This window comes from Mucilaginibacter corticis, assembly GCF_007558865.1.
In the GTDB taxonomy this organism is placed as follows: Bacteria; Bacteroidota; Bacteroidia; order Sphingobacteriales; family Sphingobacteriaceae; genus Mucilaginibacter; species Mucilaginibacter corticis.
Genome location: NZ_VLPK01000001.1, coordinates 368,130 through 384,638 on the forward strand (window position 1 = coordinate 368,130; position 16,509 = coordinate 384,638).

Genomic DNA, 16,509 nt, shown 5'->3' on the forward strand with positions numbered 1-16,509 from the left:
ACTTGATTATCCGCCCCTAATTGGGGACGCAAAATTAATAAAATATTTTTAATTAATTTATTTTTTCTTTTAAAACATTATCAACGTACGAAAAAGAAGAAAGGATATCTGCTTTACCCTTTTTTACAGCTACCGTATGCTCATAATGAGCAGATGGTTTATGATCAATTGTTGATACCGTCCAGCCATCGTCCCAAAACTTAACTCCCGCGCGTCCTGCATTGATCATCGGCTCAATGGCAATCACCATTCCTTCCTCTAATTTTATTCCTGATCCGCGTTTACCGTAGTTTGGCACTTCGGGCTTTTCATGCAGCTTTAAACCAACACCGTGGCCTACCAGTTCTTTCACTACGCCAAAACCATGCTTTTCGGCATGCTCCTGCACCGCGTAGCCAATATCGCCGATGCGGTTACCAACTACTGCTTTCTCAATACCCAGATCAAGGCACTCGCGCGTTACACGCATTAATGTTTTAACTTGGTCGCTTACCTCGCCAATGGCAAAAGTAAAAGCCGAGTCGCCGTAGTATTTATTCAGTATTGCGCCGCAATCAACAGATACCAGATCGCCTTCTTTCAAAACATAGCTTCCCGGAAAACCGTGAACCACCTGGTCGTTTAAAGAAATACAAAGCGAGTAAGGGAAACCTCCGTAGTTTAAAAAGGCGGGAATCCCGCCGTTATCACGTATAAAAGTTTCTGCAAGTTTGTCTAATTCTATAGTCTTTACTCCCGGTGCGATAATTTTGGCTATCTCTCCATGTGTTTTTGCCACAAGTAATGAACTTTCTCTAATCAGCTCTATCTCTTCGGCAGACTTATAATGAATTTTTGACATTCCTTATTAAATTGCTGTCGGCGTTGTTCCGGCGGCAGCAGGTATTGATGTACGGCCAGTAATTCTGCCTGTTTTCATTAGGCCATCATAATGACGCATTAACAAGTGGCTTTCTATCTGCTGTAAAGTATCTAAAACAACACCCACAAGGATAATCAATGATGTACCACCAAAAAACCTTGCAAATAATGTATTAACACCTACCAAACTCACCAGTGCCGGTATAATAGCTATGATAGCTAAGAATATTGAACCAGGTAAAGTGATCTTTGATATTACATCATCAATATAGCTGGTAGTAGCGTCGCCCGGTTTAACACCCGGAATGAAACCGCTGTTGCGTTTCATATCCTCGGCCATTTGTTTAGCGTTAACAGTAATAGCTGTATAGAAGTATGTAAATACAATGATCAATAAAGCAAACAACAGGTTATGCAACCATGAGTTAGGGTTAGCCAGCATGATCAAAATACCGTTTGAGCTTGCATTAGGGAAAAACGATTGCAAGGTTGCCGGTATAAACATCAATGCCTGGGCAAAAATGATAGGCATTACACCCGCAGCATTTACCTTTAAAGGGATGTACTGGCGTACGCCACCGTATTGTTTGTTACCTACTATACGTTTAGCATATTGTACCGCTATCTTTCGTGTACCCTGCACAATCAATATGGTAAACATAACCACACCTATCAAAGCAACAAGCTCAACAATAAATGTAATTAAACCACCACTACCTGTTGTACGGTTTTGAAACTCTGCCACAAATGCACCCGGTAACTGGGCAATAATACCTACCATGATGATCAGTGATATACCGTTACCGATACCTTTGTCTGTGATCTTCTCGCCCAACCACATTACAAATAATGTACCTGCTGTTAATACAAAGGTGTTCATTATTGTAAACAACGGGTTAGCCAGCAACATCTCATCAGGGGTTACCTGCGATTTAAGGTAAGCGGCAGCCTGTACAACTGTGATCAGGATTGTAAGATAGCGTGTCCACTGGTTAATTTTGTTACGACCGCTTTCACCCTCTTTTTGCATTTTAGCAAAATAAGGCACAGCTATACCCAACAACTGCATCACGATAGATGCAGAGATATAAGGCATAACACCTAATGCAAAAATAGAGACCCGTGAAAACGAACCTCCTGCAAACATATTCAGTAATCCTAACAATCCTTCTGCCTTGCCTTTTGATGCGATAGCATCACTAACTCCCGGCAAACGGATGAAAGAACCTACACGATATATTAAAAGAAATAAGAGTGTGTTGGTTATACGCACTCTTAAATCCTCGATTTTCCAAATATTGGATAATGTGGTGAAAAACTTCTTCATTTATATATTATAGCTTAACTATAGTACCACCGGCTGCTTCAATAGCTTTTTGCGCAGTAGCTGTAAATGCATGTGCTGTAACTTCCAATTTGGCTTTCAGTTCGCCACGGCCTAATATTTTTACCAGGTCGTTTTTTGACGCTAAACCATGTTGAATTAATGTTGCAAAGTCAATTGTCGTAAGTGCATGCTTTTCGGTTAGCTCTTGCAATACGTCAAGGTTAACACCGGCATACTCCACACGGTTAGGGTTTTTAAATCCAACCTTAGGCACACGGCGTTGCAAAGGCATTTGGCCACCTTCAAAGCCTATTTTACGGCTTGTACCAGAACGTGAGCCGGCACCTTTATGACCGCGTGTTGATGTACCACCTCGGCCAGAACCTGTACCACGACCAATTCTTTTTCTATTTTTTGTTGAACCTTCTGCAGGTTTTAAATTACTTAAATTCATGATATTAGATATTTTCTACTGCTACCAGGTGGTTAACTTTTCTAACCATACCTATAATAGCCGCAGTGGCTTCAACTTCCACACTGTGGTTAATTTTCTTCAAGCCCAGTGCTTGCACTGTTCTTTTTTGGCGCTCGGTCCTATCGATCACGCTCTTAATCTGGGTAATTTTGATCTTCGCCATGATAATTATCCGTTAAAAACTTTACCTAAACTAATTCCGCGTTGTTGAGCTACTGTATGCGCATCACGTAATTGTGATAATGCAGATACGGTTGCTTTAACCACGTTGTGCGGGTTTGATGATCCTTTTGATTTTGCAAGTACGTTATGTACACCTGCAGACTCTAATACCGCACGCATCGCACCACCGGCAATTACACCGGTACCGTTTGCAGCTGGTTTTAAGAATACAAAACCGCCCGAAAATTTACCTATTTGCTCATGAGGTATAGTGTTGTTGATAATCGGAACTTTAACCAAGTTCTTTTTAGCATCATCAATACCTTTTGCAATAGCTTCTGTAACCTCTTTTGCTTTACCTAAGCCGTAACCTACAACACCGTTCTCATCGCCTACTACCACAATGGCAGAAAAACTGAATGTACGGCCACCTTTGGTTACTTTGGCTACACGCTGTATGCTTACCAAACGATCTTTTAATTCGATCTCGCTGGTTTTTACTCTTTTTATGTTGATTGTTGACATTTCTCTTTTCGATTAAAAGTTTAACCCACCTTCACGTGCACCTTCGGCCAGTGATTTAACACGACCGTGATACAAGTATCCGTTCCTGTCAAAAACTACATCCTTAATACCTGCTGCAATAGCTTTCTCTGCAACCAGTTTGCCTACGGCTACTGATTGATCTGACTTGGTACCATCAGCAGTAAACTCTTTTGATAAAGATGATGCCGATACAATAGTTTTTCCTGTTACATCGTCAATGATCTGCGCATAAATACCTTTATTGCTTCTGTACACTGACAAACGAGGACGGGTTGAAGAACCTGAAAGGCGCTTCCTGATCCCCATCTTAATTCTATCTCTTCTTGATAATTTTGCTCTAGCTGCCATGACGATTATTTTTTAGATGCTGATTTACCTGCTTTTCTTCTCAATACTTCGCCAACAAACTTGATACCTTTACCTTTGTAAGGCTCTGGCGTACGTAACGAGCGTATTTTCGCTGCCACCTGGCCAATCAGTTGCTTATCGTTTGACTCTAAGATGATAGTTGGGTTTTTACCCTTATCAGCAGTAGTTGAAACTTTAATTTCTTTTGGTAATTCAAATACATAGTGGTGAGAGAAACCCAACACTAAATCTAATGTATTACCCTGGTTAGTTGCGCGGTAACCCACACCTACCAACTCTTGTTCTATTTTGTAACCTGTTGTTACGCCAACAACCATGTTGTTTAACAATGCGCGGTATAAACCGTGTAATGCTTTATGACGTTTTTGATCAGTTGGGCGTTGAACCAACAGTTCAGCACCTTCCTGTACAACTTTTATATCTTTATCCACCGCTTGTTGCAGCTCGCCTTTAGGGCCTTTTACAGTAACTAAATTATCTTCAGATACAGTAATAGTAACGCCTGCCGGTACTGGTATTGGTGATTTTCCTACTCTTGACATTGCTTAATTCCTCCTCTGATTAATAAACGTAGCATAAAACTTCGCCACCTACATTTTGCTGACGCGCTTCTTTATCGGTCATTACACCGTGAGAAGTTGACAGGATAGCGATACCTAAACCATTTAATACGCGTGGCATATTAGCTGTGCCTGCATATCTTCTGTAACCAGGTCTGCTGACACGGTCTATTGAACGGATAGCAGAAATTTTAGTGATCGGGTGGTATTTTAAAGCAACTTTAATTGTGCCTTGCGGACCATTTTCCTCAAACTTGTAGTTTGCAATGTAACCTTTGTCAAAAAGAACCTTAGTGATCTCTTTTTTCAAGTTAGATGCAGGAATCTCAACAACCCTGTGGTTGGCTTTAATAGCATTTCTTACACGGGTAAGATAATCTGCGATTGGATCTGTATTCATTATTTATTTGTTGTGATGGTGGTTTCCTTCCCCGACCCTTCGGGGCGACCTTCCATCGGTTAATTCTTTTCTTATTTCGAATATCGAATGTTCGATTTCGAATTTAGCAGGGGCGAATATAAAAATTTCGAAATTGAAATTCCGAAATTCAATATTAACTTACCAGCTTGCTTTCTTTACTCCCGGGATCTTGCCGGCCAATGCCATTTCACGGAATGTAACACGTGAAATACCAAACTGGCGCATGTAACCACGAGGGCGGCCTGTTAATTTGCAACGGTTGTGCAATTTTACAGGCGAAGAAGCTTTTGGTAAAGCATCTAAAGCTGCAAAGTCGCCGGCTGCTTTTAAAGCCTCTCTTTTTTCAGCATATTTTGCTACTAACTTAGCACGTTTTACTTCACGCGCTTTTACACCTTCTTTAGCCATTGTTAGTTGGAGTTTGATTTTTAAATGGTAAACCAAATTGCTTAAGTAACTCTAATGCTTCAACATCGTTGGTAGCAGAGGTTACAAAGGTAATATCCATACCCTGAATTTTGTTAATTTTATCAATATTGATCTCAGGGAAGATAATTTGCTCGGTAATACCTAAAGTATAGTTACCTCTTCCGTCAAAACCTTTATCGTTGATACCTTTGAAATCGCGGATACGTGGCAGAGCTACAGAGATCAAACGATCTAAAAACTCATACATTGTATTGTCACGTAAAGTAACACGTACGCCGATAGGCATGTTTTTACGCAATTTAAAGTTTGAGATATCTTTCTTAGAGCGTGAAGCAACTGCTTGCTGGCCGGTAATGGTAGTTAACTCGGTGATTGTGTTCTCGATCAATTTCTTATCGGTAGTAGCACCACCAACACCCTGGTTAATTGCAATTTTCTCCAGTTTTGGAACTTGCATTACGCTTTTGTACTGAAATTTATCTTTCAGGTTAGTGCGTATCTCTGTTTTATATTTCGATTTTAATCGTGGTGTGTATTCCATTACTTAATTTCCTCCCCTGATTTTTTTGCTACCCTTACTAATTTACCGGCATCATTCAATTTACGGCCAACACGTGTTGCCACGCCTGATTTTGGATCAACCAATGCCAGGTTTGAAATGTGTATAGCTGCTTCTTGTTTAACAATACCACCGTTAGGGTTAGCTGCGTTAGGTTTGGTATGTTTTGATACCATGTTAGCACCTTCAACAATAGCCCTGTTTTTAGCCACTATTACTTCAACTACTTTACCTTGTGATCCTTTTGAATCGCCGGCTATAACTTTAACTAAATCACCTTTACGGATCTTTAATTTTGCTTGTGTTTTCTTTTCCATGTTACAATACCTCCGGTGCTAATGATACAATTTTCATAAATTGTTTCTCACGCAATTCTCTTGCAACAGGGCCAAAGATACGTGTGCCTCTCGGCTCATCCTGGTTGTTTAACAAAACAGCCGCATTATCGTCGAAACGGATGTATGAACCATCTTTTCTGCGGATCTCTTTTTTGGTCCTAACCACAACGGCCTTTGATACAGTTCCTTTTTTAACGTTACCAGATGGCAGCGCACTTTTTACAGTTACTACAATCTTGTCGCCAATTGAGGCATATCTTTTACCGGTACCGCCTAACACACGGATCACTAAAACTTCTTTAGCGCCGCTGTTGTCAGCTACATTTAATCTTGATTCCTGTTGTACCATCTTATTTAGCTCTTTCTAAAATTTGAACTAATCTCCAATTCTTGCTCTTGCTCAGCGGACGAGTTTCCATAATCAATACGGTATCACCAATACCACAAGTATTAGTTTCGTCATGTGCCATAAACTTGGTAGTTTTCTTAATAAACTTACCATAGATCGGGTGCTTCACCTTCCGCTCCACAGCAACCACAATAGATTTTTCCATCTTATTGCTAACTACCAGGCCGGTACGTGTTTTTCTTAAATTTCTTTCCATTTTCCTCGACGCGTAAAAAATTAATTCTGTTCAGAAGCTTGCGCTGCCTTACGCTTTGTTAATTCAGTATTTAAACGAGCAATATCCTTGCGCACTTTTGTGATACGGGTAGGATTCTCAATCGCTGAAACCGCGTGTGCAAATTTTAGCTTGGTAAGATTTGCTCTTTCCTCACCTATTTTTGCAACCAACTCTTCAGTTGCGAGGCCTGTAATTTCTGAGTTCTTCATTTCTATTATTCTATTAGTGTTTGAGTTTTTAGTTCCAAGCTCACTTATCTGTTACTGATAACCGCAAACTCAAAACCGCTAACTTATTTATGCTTCTACGTAATCTTTACGTACAACAAATCTTGTTTGTACCGGCAACTTTTGGGCTGCAAGGCGCAGGGCCTCTTTTGCAATTTCCAAAGGCACGCCTTCTGCTTCAAAAATGATCCTTCCGGGGCGAACTACCGCTACCCAATATTCAGGAGCACCTTTACCTTTACCCATACGTACCTCTGCAGGTTTTTTAGTTACGGGTTTATCAGGGAATATCCTGATCCATACCTGGCCTTCACGTTTCATGTAACGTGTTACAGCGATACGTGCAGACTCGATCTGGCGGCTGGTTATCCAGGCGGCTTCGAGTGATTTTACACCGAAAGATCCAAATGACAGTTCAGCACCACGGGTGGCTAAACCTTTCATTCTGCCTTTTTGCATCTTTCTGAACTTCGTTCTTTTTGGCTGTAGCATTTTCTTACGCTTTTATATCTTACGATATCTTAATCTAAATCTTGTTATTATCTTTTTGATGGTCCACCCGGGCGGTTACCACCACCTCTGTTAGGGCCACCTTGTCCGCCCGGGCGATTACCGCCGCCACGGTTGTTAGGGTTACCACCTGGTTTGCGGTCGCCTCTGCGCTCGCCACCACGTTCTCCGCCTCTTTCATTACCACCTCTGCGGTCACCAAAGCCTGCGGATGCACCTTCAGGACGGCCACCTTTACCGCTGGCGCTGCTTGTACCACCAATGTTTGGTGACAGGTCGCGTTTGCCATAAACTTCGCCTTTGCAGATCCAAACTTTAACACCTATTTTACCATAGGTAGTTAAGGCCTCGGCCAATGCATAGTCAATGTCTGCACGGAAAGTGTGCAATGGTATTCTTCCTTCTTTATATTGTTCGCTACGTGCCATCTCAGCGCCACCTAAACGGCCTGATGTCATTACTTTAATTCCTTCTGCACCCATTCTCATGGTTGAAGCAATTGTAGTTTTCATGGCACGGCGGAAAGAGATACGTGCTTCAAGTTGTTTCGCTATACCTTCTGCAACTAATTGTGCATCAAGCTCAGGGCGTTTGATCTCGAAGATGTTGATCTGAACTTCTTTCTTGGTAAGTTTTTTCAACTCTTCTTTGATCTTGTCAACTTCAGTACCACCTTTACCTATAACAATACCCGGACGGGCAGTGTGTATAGTTACAGTGATGCGTTTTAAAGTACGCTCGATAACTATTTTAGACACGCCACCTTTGTTGATACGTGCTGATAAGTATTTGCGGATCTTTTCGTCTTCAACTAATTTATCGGAGTAGTTGTTGCCACCGAACCAATTAGAATCCCAACCTCTGATGATTCCTAATCTGTTACCTATTGGATGTGCTTTCTGTCCCATTGTAATTAATTGATATCGTTTTTACTGCCCACAATTAGCGTTACGTGGTTTGAACGTTTACGGATACGGTATCCACGGCCTTGCGGAGCCGGACGCATCCTTTTGTTTTGACGACCACCGCCTACTGATACTTCTTTTACAAATAAAGCGCTGTCTTCAACACGTTGTCCTTCATTCTTAGCTTCCCAGTTTTTGATAGCTGATACCAAAAGCTTCTCCACACGAATTGCAGCTTCTTTATTTAAAAATTTCAAAGTGTTTAACGCTTTTTCAACCTCAACACCGCGGATAAGGTCAACCACCAAACGCATTTTGCGTGGTGAAGTTGGACAGTTCTGCAGTTTTGCAACAGAAGCGCCACCTTGCTGAGCCTTCTCTTGCTCTTTGCGTTGTCTGATCAATACAGACTTTTTGATTTTAGTTGTTGCTTCCATTGCTTATTTTTTCTTTTCTGCGTGACCGCGGAATGTACGGGTTGGAGCAAATTCTCCCAACTTGTGACCAACCATGTTTTCTGTTACATACACAGGTATAAATTTGTTACCGTTGTGTACCGCGAATGTATGACCAACGAAATCAGGAGAAATCATGGAACGACGTGACCATGTTTTTACAACCGATTTTTTATTTGATTCATTTAATACCAAGACTTTTCTGTCAAGGTTATGATCAATATAAGGTCCTTTTTTAATTGAACGTGCCATTATTATTTCTTCCTTCTTTCAATGATATAACGATCAGACCCTTTTTTCTTGTCACGGGTTTTGTAGCCTTTAGCCAATAAACCTTTACGTGAACGTGGATGACCACCTGAGGCTCTACCCTCACCACCACCCATAGGGTGATCTACCGGGTTCATGGCTACACCACGAACTCTTGGCCTGCGGCCTAACCAGCGCTTGCGGCCGGCTTTACCTAATACTTCGTTTTGCTTCTCGCCATTTGAAACTGTACCGATAGTTGCTAAACAAGTAGCAAGGATCATACGGGTTTCGCCTGAAGGCAATTTGATAACGGCATATTTACCGTCGCGTGCCGCAAGTTGCGCATAAGTACCGGCAGAACGTGCAATGATACCGCCTTGACCAGGGTTCAATTCAATGTTATGAATGATAGAACCCAATGGTATTGATTTCAATTGCATGGTGTTACCCACTTCAGGAGCAACTGCTTCGCCTGACAATACTGTCATGCCTACAGTTAAACCTTCCGGAGCGATCATATATCTTTTCTCGCCATCAGCAAAGTGTAGCAACGCTATACGTGCAGAACGGTTAGGATCATACTCAATAGTAGCAACTTTTGCAGGGATGTCAAACTTATTGCGTTTAAAGTCAATAAGCCTGTATGCTTGTTTATGGCCACCACCCAGGTAGCGCATAGTCATTTTACCGCTATGGTTACGACCGCCTGATCTGGTGTTAACCGATACTACCAACGATTTTTCAGGAACGTTTGTAGTAATGTCCGAGTTATCAGCACCAACCCTGAAACGGGTACCCGGCGTAACGGGTCTAAATCTTTTTACTGCCATCTCTCTATTTATATATTGCTATAAAAATCTATTGTTTCACCGTCCTTCAACGTGATGATCGCTTTCTTTACTGTAGCTGCACGGCCTGAAACAGGACCAGCTTTAGTGTTACGACTTTTCAGTTTACCTACGTATCTCATTGTATTAACAGCAGTGATGTTAACGCCATACATGGCTTCGATTGCTGTTTTGATCTGAATTTTGTTAGCTCTCGGGTCAACAATAAAAGCATAACGATTTAGCTTTTCTGTTAACTGAGTTACTTTTTCAGTAAGTAAGGGTTTTCTTAAAATTTCCATATTACTTAGCTAATGCTTCCTCCAAAATTTTAACAGCACCGGTTGTTAACACCAGCTTACCAGCGTTTAACACGTCATAAGTGTTAATTTGGTCAACTGTAATAACCTTTGTTTTTTTAAGGTTTCTGCTTGATAAATACACATTGTTATTTGCTGCAGGTAATACTAATAATGTCTTAACATCAGTAGCTTTTAAATCTGCAACCAGTTGTATGTAGCTTTTGGTTTTGATAGTATCGAAACTAAAATCTTCCAAAACTATTACGTTACTGTCTTGAGCTTTATAGGTTAAGGCTGAGTAACGTGCCAGCGTTTTAAGTTTCTTGTTTAATTTGAAACTGTAATCGCGTGGCTGCGGACCGAATACACGGCCACCACCATTAAACAATGGTGATTTTACACTACCTGCACGGGCACCGCCTGTACCTTTTTGCTTATATAATTTGCGGGTTGAACCTGCAATTTCATTACGCTGTTTTGCTTTATGCGTTCCCTGACGTTGGTTAGCTAAAAATTGCTTAACATCAAGGTAGATAGCGTGGTCATTGGGCTCGATACCGAATATGGCTTCAGGAAGCTGCACCTTGGCACCTGTTTCTTTACCTGATACGTTTAATACTTTAACTTCCATCTTATTTATCCACTATAACGAATGAACCCTTAGCCCCTGGGATGGAACCTTTAACTACTAACAGGTTTTGCTCTGCGTATACTTTCAAAACCTCTAAGTTTTGAATCTTTACACGCTCATTACCCATTTGACCTGCCATACGCATGCCTTTAAATACACGTGAAGGCCAAGATGAAGCACCTAATGAACCCGGAGCACGTAAACGGTTATGCTGACCGTGAGTTTGCATACCCACACCACCAAAACCATGACGTTTAACCACACCCTGGAAGCCTTTACCTTTTGACGTGCCAACTACATCGACAAAATCACCTTCGGCAAAAATCTCAACGGTAACAGTGTCACCAAGAGCTTTTTCGTCTTCAAATGTTTTGAATTCAACAAGTTTACGTTTTGCGGTTGTTCCGGCTTTTTGGAAATGGCCTTTTAACGGGGCAGAAGTGTTTTTCTCCTTTTTCTCGCCATATGCTAACTGTACAGCTGCATATCCGTCTGTATCAACAGACCTTACTTGTGTTACTACGCAAGGGCCAGCTTCGATAACTGTGCAAGGGATGTTCTTCCCTGAGTCGTCGAATATGCTGGTCATTCCTACTTTTTTACCAATTATTCCTGACATTTCTTTATGTTGTTTGTGCCCATCGAAGCAGTAGGGCTTCGTTCAAGGCATATTATTCCCCCCGAAAGGGACGGCAAAGATAGCAACTTTACTTTAATTGTCAAATAGTTACCAAGTTATTTTTTTATAAATTTTTAACGCAACGTTTATTATAACCCTTTACAGCTGTTTCAGGAGAGAATAGGTTGATATTTAGGGGTATTAACGATGTCAAATAGGCAATAAACCCCTGGTTTGAGAACGTGTTTCGTTTTATACGAGTATTGACCGTGTTGTACAGGTGCGGATGAAATAAGATCCATGCCTTTTATTTATGCCAACCCGATCAGATCATCTATAAATATCCTTAACTTTATATCAACCTAAATAAAACCAATGAAACGTTTTCTCGCCCTTATCGCGTTAGCTTGCCTAAGTATAGTATGCTTGGCTCAAAAACCTATAGTTATTAATGTTGAAAAGCTTAAAAAGCCAGATACACTTTTGCCTGTATCTAATTATGATGGAATACTAAAGGACTTGATCAGGCGCGATCATCATGTCTGGGGCTTTCCACCGGCAAAGCAAGCCGTTCTTGACCCTAAATTTAACATCGTAGCTAAAAGTGCCGTCGAGGGAGATTTGGTTTACTATAACTTTCATCCTTTCTTTTCAGGCATGTATCAGGCCTATGCCGATCACAGGCCATTTACCCTGTCGCCAGACATGATGTGGCTGTTAATTTGCCAGGGATTTGCCAACCATGTAAATAACAATGCCGAAAGTTTGCGCAGTATGTTTGTTAATTTTAGCGGCAAAACCACTTTGGTTGTACAAACCAATAGCATCACGCTTGACAATCCGGACAGCCCCTGGCAGGAGATATTTCCAGAATTTAGCAGACAGATCAGCAACTATACGGGCAAAGAGCTTACCGATGCTTTGACGGCTGATTTTAGCACTAGTACACCGGTTACTAAAATGGCATCGCAAATTACAGCTTTGTATGCCATGAAATCATATTTTGACTTTATTGTATTGTACATAGGATGCGGTATCCCGCAGGTTACACTTGAAGGCACGCCTGCAGATTGGCAAAAAGTGTTAGACAAAACTGAAGCGCTGCGTAAATATCAGCTGGATTGGTGGGTTGATAAAATGGAGCCCATTTTAAAAAAGATCATAAAGGCGTCAAAGGGAGAAAAAGATAAAGAGTTTTGGCAAACCATGTTTAAATATCACAGTATAAAGAGATATGGTGCAAAAAATATTATAGATGGCTGGATGGTAAAATTTTTCCCGTATACCAAAAACGGACAACGGTTAGGGCTTGACTCATTATCATCAGGATCTGAATTGCCGGACGAAGTTGTTAAAGTTAATCTTAAATATATTGCAACGGATGGTACAGGAAATACTGTAACAACGCCCCTGGAATTATGGGCGGGCTTTATGGGATTAAAGCAAAATGAAAATAATTTTAATTTAAGGCCTGAGATAGGTTGGATGATCCGCAAAAAAGATGCTGATGTTGAAGACAGGAATATGAAGATTCTGCGCCGTTCGGCAACTGAACCTATTGAGGGAATCAAGATCCGTGCAAATGCCGTACCCGAAGAATTGATGGATATTGGGCCAATACATTTATTGACCATTGAGTTTACTGACAGGATAAATATCCCCGATGACTTAGCCAAAGTCCAGATAGACAAACTTACATTGAAAGGTGTTATTACCGATGACGAAATAAAACGGATCAGGAAGCTGTTCCCGAAAACCAAACTGATTATTAATAATCAGGAGGTGCCTGAATGACTTGCAGATTTCTTACCTGATCATGGCATACTGCTTATATTTAAGCTGATATTCTGTTGTACATTTGCGCCATACATACTACAACATGAATTTTTATACACGCAAATGGGTAAAGCCCGAAGATTTGAATGCACATGGCACCCTGTTTGGCGGCCGCCTGCTGGCCTGGATTGACGAAGAAGCAGCTATTTATGCCATCATACAGTTAGGCACACTTAGCTGTGTAACCAAATATATGTCTGAGATCAACTTTGTAAGCTCTGCCCGCCAGGGGGATATTATCGAATTGGGCATTAAGGCGGTTGTATTTGGCCACACCTCGCTTACCCTTACCTGCGAGGTGCGTAACAAGATCACTCAAAAAACCATCCTTACAATTGATAAAATTGTATTTGTAAGTGTTGACGACAGCGGCAAACCGGTTAAACACGGCCGCACAGAAATTACTTATACGGATGAATGGTTAAGGGAATAATTATCAAACAAAAGCCCGGATAACTTTTATATTATTTAGCTTTCAGTTTGCGTACAGCATCCCAGATTATATCGCTAATCAGGTGCATGCCTTTATCGCCCGGGTGTTGTTGTACAGCCGGGTCGGTATATAAACCAAAGGCAAAGTTACTGCTGTCGGTACTTACTGCCGATAACGACACATAGGGTGTATAAGCCTTAAACACGTCGTCAATTTCGGGCACGCTCCACAACGGGCCTGCACTCAGTATAGATAATTTGCTGTTGCCGGCCGTAAGATAGTTTACAAAAGCCTGGTATTTGCTTTGAAATACCGCCTTATCAAAACGGCTTCGATCTATGTTCTCTCCTATCCTAACGATCACCAGGTCGGGCAGGCTGTCTTTTACACTTTTTAAATTGGCGTCAAAATTATAGGTGGGATAATACGCTTCAAAATCATTAAAGGCCTTGACGGTAACTTTACATTTAGGGTAGTACTTCCTGAAATGAACAATAAGGTGGTGCACGTAGTCTGAGTCGGCAACCGATGCAGCCATGCCCCAGGTATTATACCAGCCAAACTGCGGGCTAACGGGAGTAAGCGTAATACTGTTGCCCAATATTACCACATTTTTAAAGATCACCTGGGGTGCTAATAAGTCGGGCTGAACGGCGACAGTGTCGGTTTTTTTAGGACTAACAACCGATTGCGACTTTTTACACGAACTAATGATTACACCTATTATAATTAATGTGATAATATACCGGCAGGTTTTCATAACTCTACCAAATATATTAAAACCTATGATAACTTGGGTATGATCGGATAAGGGAATAATGGTTGGGCAATTTATTTAATATTTTGCAAACGGATAAGAATCTGCTCTTCAGCTATAGTACTTATGTCAGATTTATCATAAATAGATACCAGGAAAACCTTTTCGTTTACAAACTTAACATGGGTAATTATCCGTGCCCCTCCGGACTTACCTTTGCCTTTTGAAGAAATACTCATGCGTATTTTATAGCAATCATTGCCAATAGATTCGCCGGCCTGTGGATTCTCGGCTAATTGATTGATGAGCTTGTTCAAGTCATCCTTTAAAGACCTGTGTTTTTTGTAAAGCTTTTTAAATTCCTTTTCGAAAAACGGTGTGTAATTAATATTAAAGCTCATTTAACAATTGTTCAATTGATTTAGCTTCAACTTTACCTTGCTGGTGTAATTTCACAAACTCAATTGACTCGTCTAATCCCTTCAAAAACTCTTTCTCTTTTCGGGATAATTTTGAATTGTCCTTAAGCTCTTTCTTTTTGTTCTTTGAATCTGTAGTGATAACCTTACCACCTAACTGTTCAATTAAATCAGCCAGTGTTTTTTCGACCTTATCCGGAATTTCTATCGTAAGCGTTGTCATATAACAAATTTAAACAATTTTTATTTAACTATATGCGTAACAAAATCATCCAAAAGACAATGTTGGCGTAGATAAATAAATCCGAAATTACTCCGTCATCAACCTTCTTATCAGCTCGGCACTTTGCTTGTTACCTTCCTGCAATCGATCTTTGAAAAAGGCCTGCACATCATTAAAGTGTTTTTTGTACCCTTCCATATCGCCGTAGCCAATAATCGCCGACCACTCTCGCACAGCCGAATGGAACTCCAAGTCGTCGCCGCGGATGGTTTTGTCGTACAGCGCTGCCTGGATAGATTCTTCCAGCAGTTCTTCGTCTTTAAACAGGTATTCGGCTATGCCCAATCGCAGGCGAAAAGGCGGTGTCTGGCAGATCAGGTTATCATAAGGGTTAACGCCTAAATGGTACCAGGCATCAACCATACTTAATATACTTAGGTGCGAGTTTGGTTTTTGCTTATCATGGTTTTGCGATAGCCTGAACTCTTTCATCACCTTATCATTTAACATAATAGGCTTGCGGCTTTCATGAAAAACAAAATCGCGCGCGCGGTAAAGCCGCTCGCGAAACGCGGCTTCTTCTTCCTGGATCATCAGCTTAAACAATTCAGACTCTGATACCGCGTATTGCCTTACCTGCTGCCTTGCGTATGGATTCAATATAGCTAAACCGGCATATACGTGCGCCTTATAGCTAAATATGCGCAGCGTGGTAAGGATCTTTACATTATCTATGCCGCCGATGTACGACGCGTTTTCCCAAGGGAAAAACCCGGCCGATTTCCAGGCGGTGCCCATGCTTTCAAAACCTACGTGGGTTACGGCCTGTGTATCGGCAACAATTTTATCATGCTCGTGGTAGTCGGTTAGTTCAACTATCTCTGAGCCTATGGCAGTAAACAGATCCAACATCTGCTGCCGGGCGTTTTCATCGGCACGATGAGGGATCAATATCAGCGTTTGGCCCTTTGGCTCAAAGCCCGGGCCGTGCATCCCGTGAAAAGTAATGATCTGTGCGCTTTCGGGCAGGTATTTTTCAAACGCCAGTATCTCGGGGGTTTTAACAGAAGTTTGACCCGCAACTATAGCGCCCGGTTTGGTGTATTGGGCATTTTCGGCAACTACCTTAGCCATTTTCTCGGCCTCGACAGAGTAAATGATCAGGTCGCTGGTTTCTGACACCTCTTTACCGCTATCCAAAACTTTGATATGGTAAGGTGCAAGGTCCTGCTGCAACTGTTGCTGGTTTGATGGCAGGTCGCACCCGGTTACAGTATACCCTGCTTTAGCAAAAGCTTTGGCGTACAAGCGCCCCATATCACCCAGGCCTATAATTCCGATATTCATTCTACTAATATAACTATGTGCGGCAAAAATGCGTATTAAGGTTTACATTAGCTGCGCTATACCGCTTAAATGGCCAACAAAACCCACTTTTTA

Annotated in this window: 28 protein-coding genes; 2 read left to right on the forward strand and 26 right to left on the reverse strand. The window is 41.4% G+C overall.

Features of this window, described 5'->3' with window-relative positions; genetic code table 11:
* Positions 1-52: 52 nt before the first annotated feature.
* From map to rplC, 22 genes are all read right to left on the reverse strand, one after another.
* Positions 53-841: a type I methionyl aminopeptidase gene (gene map / locus FO440_RS01605; RefSeq protein WP_144246478.1), complete on the reverse strand. Its 789-nt coding sequence runs from the start codon at positions 839-841 to the stop codon at positions 53-55.
* A gap of 6 nt (positions 842-847) precedes the next feature.
* Entirely contained in the window at positions 848-2,188 is a 1,341-nt protein-coding gene (gene secY, locus FO440_RS01610) for a preprotein translocase subunit SecY (RefSeq protein ID WP_144246479.1), read from the reverse strand.
* 7 nt (positions 2,189-2,195) lie between these two features.
* Complete coding sequence (gene rplO / locus FO440_RS01615; RefSeq protein ID WP_144246480.1) at positions 2,196-2,642, reverse strand: 50S ribosomal protein L15; 447 nt, start codon at positions 2,640-2,642, stop codon at positions 2,196-2,198.
* Positions 2,643-2,646: 4 nt separating this feature from the next.
* The gene (rpmD, locus tag FO440_RS01620) at positions 2,647-2,826 is read right to left on the reverse strand and encodes a 50S ribosomal protein L30 (RefSeq protein ID WP_144246481.1); all 180 of its coding nucleotides are present in this window, start codon (positions 2,824-2,826) and stop codon (positions 2,647-2,649) included.
* Positions 2,827-2,831: 5 nt separating this feature from the next.
* Positions 2,832-3,350: a 30S ribosomal protein S5 gene (gene rpsE, locus FO440_RS01625; protein ID WP_144246482.1), complete on the reverse strand. Its 519-nt coding sequence runs from the start codon at positions 3,348-3,350 to the stop codon at positions 2,832-2,834.
* A 12-nt stretch (positions 3,351-3,362) separates the two neighbouring features.
* Positions 3,363-3,719, reverse strand: coding sequence for a 50S ribosomal protein L18 (rplR, locus tag FO440_RS01630; protein WP_144246483.1), 357 nt, complete (start codon positions 3,717-3,719; stop codon positions 3,363-3,365).
* A 5-nt stretch (positions 3,720-3,724) separates the two neighbouring features.
* Entirely contained in the window at positions 3,725-4,282 is a 558-nt protein-coding gene (gene rplF, locus FO440_RS01635) for a 50S ribosomal protein L6 (RefSeq protein WP_144246484.1), read from the reverse strand.
* 19 nt (positions 4,283-4,301) lie between these two features.
* Positions 4,302-4,700, reverse strand: coding sequence for a 30S ribosomal protein S8 (rpsH, locus tag FO440_RS01640; RefSeq protein WP_144246485.1), 399 nt, complete (start codon positions 4,698-4,700; stop codon positions 4,302-4,304).
* A 159-nt stretch (positions 4,701-4,859) separates the two neighbouring features.
* Positions 4,860-5,129, reverse strand: a complete 270-nt coding sequence (gene rpsN, locus FO440_RS01645) for a 30S ribosomal protein S14 (RefSeq protein ID WP_144246486.1) — start codon at positions 5,127-5,129, stop codon at positions 4,860-4,862.
* Positions 5,122-5,691 carry a 50S ribosomal protein L5 gene (rplE, locus tag FO440_RS01650; protein WP_144246487.1) on the reverse strand — a complete coding sequence of 190 codons (570 nt, stop codon included), beginning with the start codon at positions 5,689-5,691 and terminating at the stop codon, positions 5,122-5,124. Before rplE ends, rpsN begins: the two co-directional genes overlap by 8 nt.
* Entirely contained in the window at positions 5,691-6,026 is a 336-nt protein-coding gene (gene rplX / locus FO440_RS01655) for a 50S ribosomal protein L24 (protein WP_144246488.1), read from the reverse strand. Before rplX ends, rplE begins: the two co-directional genes overlap by 1 nt.
* A 1-nt stretch (position 6,027) precedes the next feature.
* Entirely contained in the window at positions 6,028-6,396 is a 369-nt protein-coding gene (gene rplN / locus FO440_RS01660) for a 50S ribosomal protein L14 (RefSeq protein WP_073405786.1), read from the reverse strand.
* A gap of 1 nt (position 6,397) precedes the next feature.
* Complete coding sequence (gene rpsQ / locus FO440_RS01665) at positions 6,398-6,652, reverse strand: 30S ribosomal protein S17 (RefSeq protein WP_144246489.1); 255 nt, start codon at positions 6,650-6,652, stop codon at positions 6,398-6,400.
* Positions 6,653-6,672: 20 nt separating this feature from the next.
* On the reverse strand, positions 6,673-6,882 hold the full coding sequence (gene rpmC / locus FO440_RS01670; protein WP_144246490.1) for a 50S ribosomal protein L29: 210 nt from the start codon (positions 6,880-6,882) through the stop codon (positions 6,673-6,675).
* Between the two features lie 87 nt (positions 6,883-6,969).
* Positions 6,970-7,392: a 50S ribosomal protein L16 gene (gene rplP, locus FO440_RS01675; RefSeq protein ID WP_144246491.1), complete on the reverse strand. Its 423-nt coding sequence runs from the start codon at positions 7,390-7,392 to the stop codon at positions 6,970-6,972.
* Between the two features lie 47 nt (positions 7,393-7,439).
* Positions 7,440-8,318: a 30S ribosomal protein S3 gene (rpsC, locus tag FO440_RS01680; RefSeq protein WP_144246492.1), complete on the reverse strand. Its 879-nt coding sequence runs from the start codon at positions 8,316-8,318 to the stop codon at positions 7,440-7,442.
* Positions 8,319-8,323: 5 nt separating this feature from the next.
* Positions 8,324-8,752, reverse strand: coding sequence for a 50S ribosomal protein L22 (gene rplV, locus FO440_RS01685; protein WP_144246493.1), 429 nt, complete (start codon positions 8,750-8,752; stop codon positions 8,324-8,326).
* Between the two features lie 3 nt (positions 8,753-8,755).
* On the reverse strand, positions 8,756-9,022 hold the full coding sequence (rpsS, locus tag FO440_RS01690) for a 30S ribosomal protein S19 (RefSeq protein WP_114005430.1): 267 nt from the start codon (positions 9,020-9,022) through the stop codon (positions 8,756-8,758).
* Positions 9,023-9,024: 2 nt separating this feature from the next.
* On the reverse strand, positions 9,025-9,852 hold the full coding sequence (gene rplB, locus FO440_RS01695) for a 50S ribosomal protein L2 (RefSeq protein WP_144246494.1): 828 nt from the start codon (positions 9,850-9,852) through the stop codon (positions 9,025-9,027).
* 8 nt (positions 9,853-9,860) lie between these two features.
* Entirely contained in the window at positions 9,861-10,151 is a 291-nt protein-coding gene (gene rplW / locus FO440_RS01700; protein WP_144246495.1) for a 50S ribosomal protein L23, read from the reverse strand.
* A gap of 1 nt (position 10,152) precedes the next feature.
* A complete protein-coding gene (gene rplD, locus FO440_RS01705) occupies positions 10,153-10,782 on the reverse strand; it encodes a 50S ribosomal protein L4 (RefSeq protein WP_144246496.1) in 630 nt (209 codons plus the stop codon).
* A 1-nt stretch (position 10,783) separates the two neighbouring features.
* The gene (gene rplC / locus FO440_RS01710) at positions 10,784-11,401 is read right to left on the reverse strand and encodes a 50S ribosomal protein L3 (RefSeq protein ID WP_144246497.1); all 618 of its coding nucleotides are present in this window, start codon (positions 11,399-11,401) and stop codon (positions 10,784-10,786) included.
* Positions 11,402-11,776: 375 nt separating this feature from the next.
* Between rplC and FO440_RS01715 the strand changes: the two genes are divergently transcribed.
* Both FO440_RS01715 and FO440_RS01720 read left to right on the forward strand, forming a co-directional pair.
* Entirely contained in the window at positions 11,777-13,195 is a 1,419-nt protein-coding gene (locus tag FO440_RS01715) for a DUF4419 domain-containing protein (RefSeq protein ID WP_144246498.1), read from the forward strand.
* Between the two features lie 85 nt (positions 13,196-13,280).
* Positions 13,281-13,670, forward strand: a complete 390-nt coding sequence (locus FO440_RS01720; protein ID WP_144246499.1) for an acyl-CoA thioesterase — start codon at positions 13,281-13,283, stop codon at positions 13,668-13,670.
* A gap of 31 nt (positions 13,671-13,701) precedes the next feature.
* Here FO440_RS01720 and FO440_RS01725 read toward each other — a convergent pair whose 3' ends face one another.
* The 4 genes from FO440_RS01725 to FO440_RS01740 all read right to left on the reverse strand — a co-directional run bounded on the left by FO440_RS01725 (position 13,702) and on the right by FO440_RS01740 (position 16,416).
* On the reverse strand, positions 13,702-14,430 hold the full coding sequence (locus FO440_RS01725; protein WP_144246500.1) for an SGNH/GDSL hydrolase family protein: 729 nt from the start codon (positions 14,428-14,430) through the stop codon (positions 13,702-13,704).
* Positions 14,431-14,501: 71 nt separating this feature from the next.
* On the reverse strand, positions 14,502-14,828 hold the full coding sequence (locus FO440_RS01730) for a type II toxin-antitoxin system RelE/ParE family toxin (RefSeq protein ID WP_144246501.1): 327 nt from the start codon (positions 14,826-14,828) through the stop codon (positions 14,502-14,504).
* On the reverse strand, positions 14,818-15,069 hold the full coding sequence (locus tag FO440_RS01735) for a hypothetical protein (protein ID WP_144246502.1): 252 nt from the start codon (positions 15,067-15,069) through the stop codon (positions 14,818-14,820). The genes FO440_RS01730 and FO440_RS01735 overlap by 11 nt, the downstream gene beginning before the upstream one ends.
* Before the next feature lie 87 nt (positions 15,070-15,156).
* The gene (locus FO440_RS01740) at positions 15,157-16,416 is read right to left on the reverse strand and encodes a prephenate dehydrogenase (RefSeq protein ID WP_144246503.1); all 1,260 of its coding nucleotides are present in this window, start codon (positions 16,414-16,416) and stop codon (positions 15,157-15,159) included.
* Between the last annotated feature and the right edge of the window lie 93 nt (positions 16,417-16,509).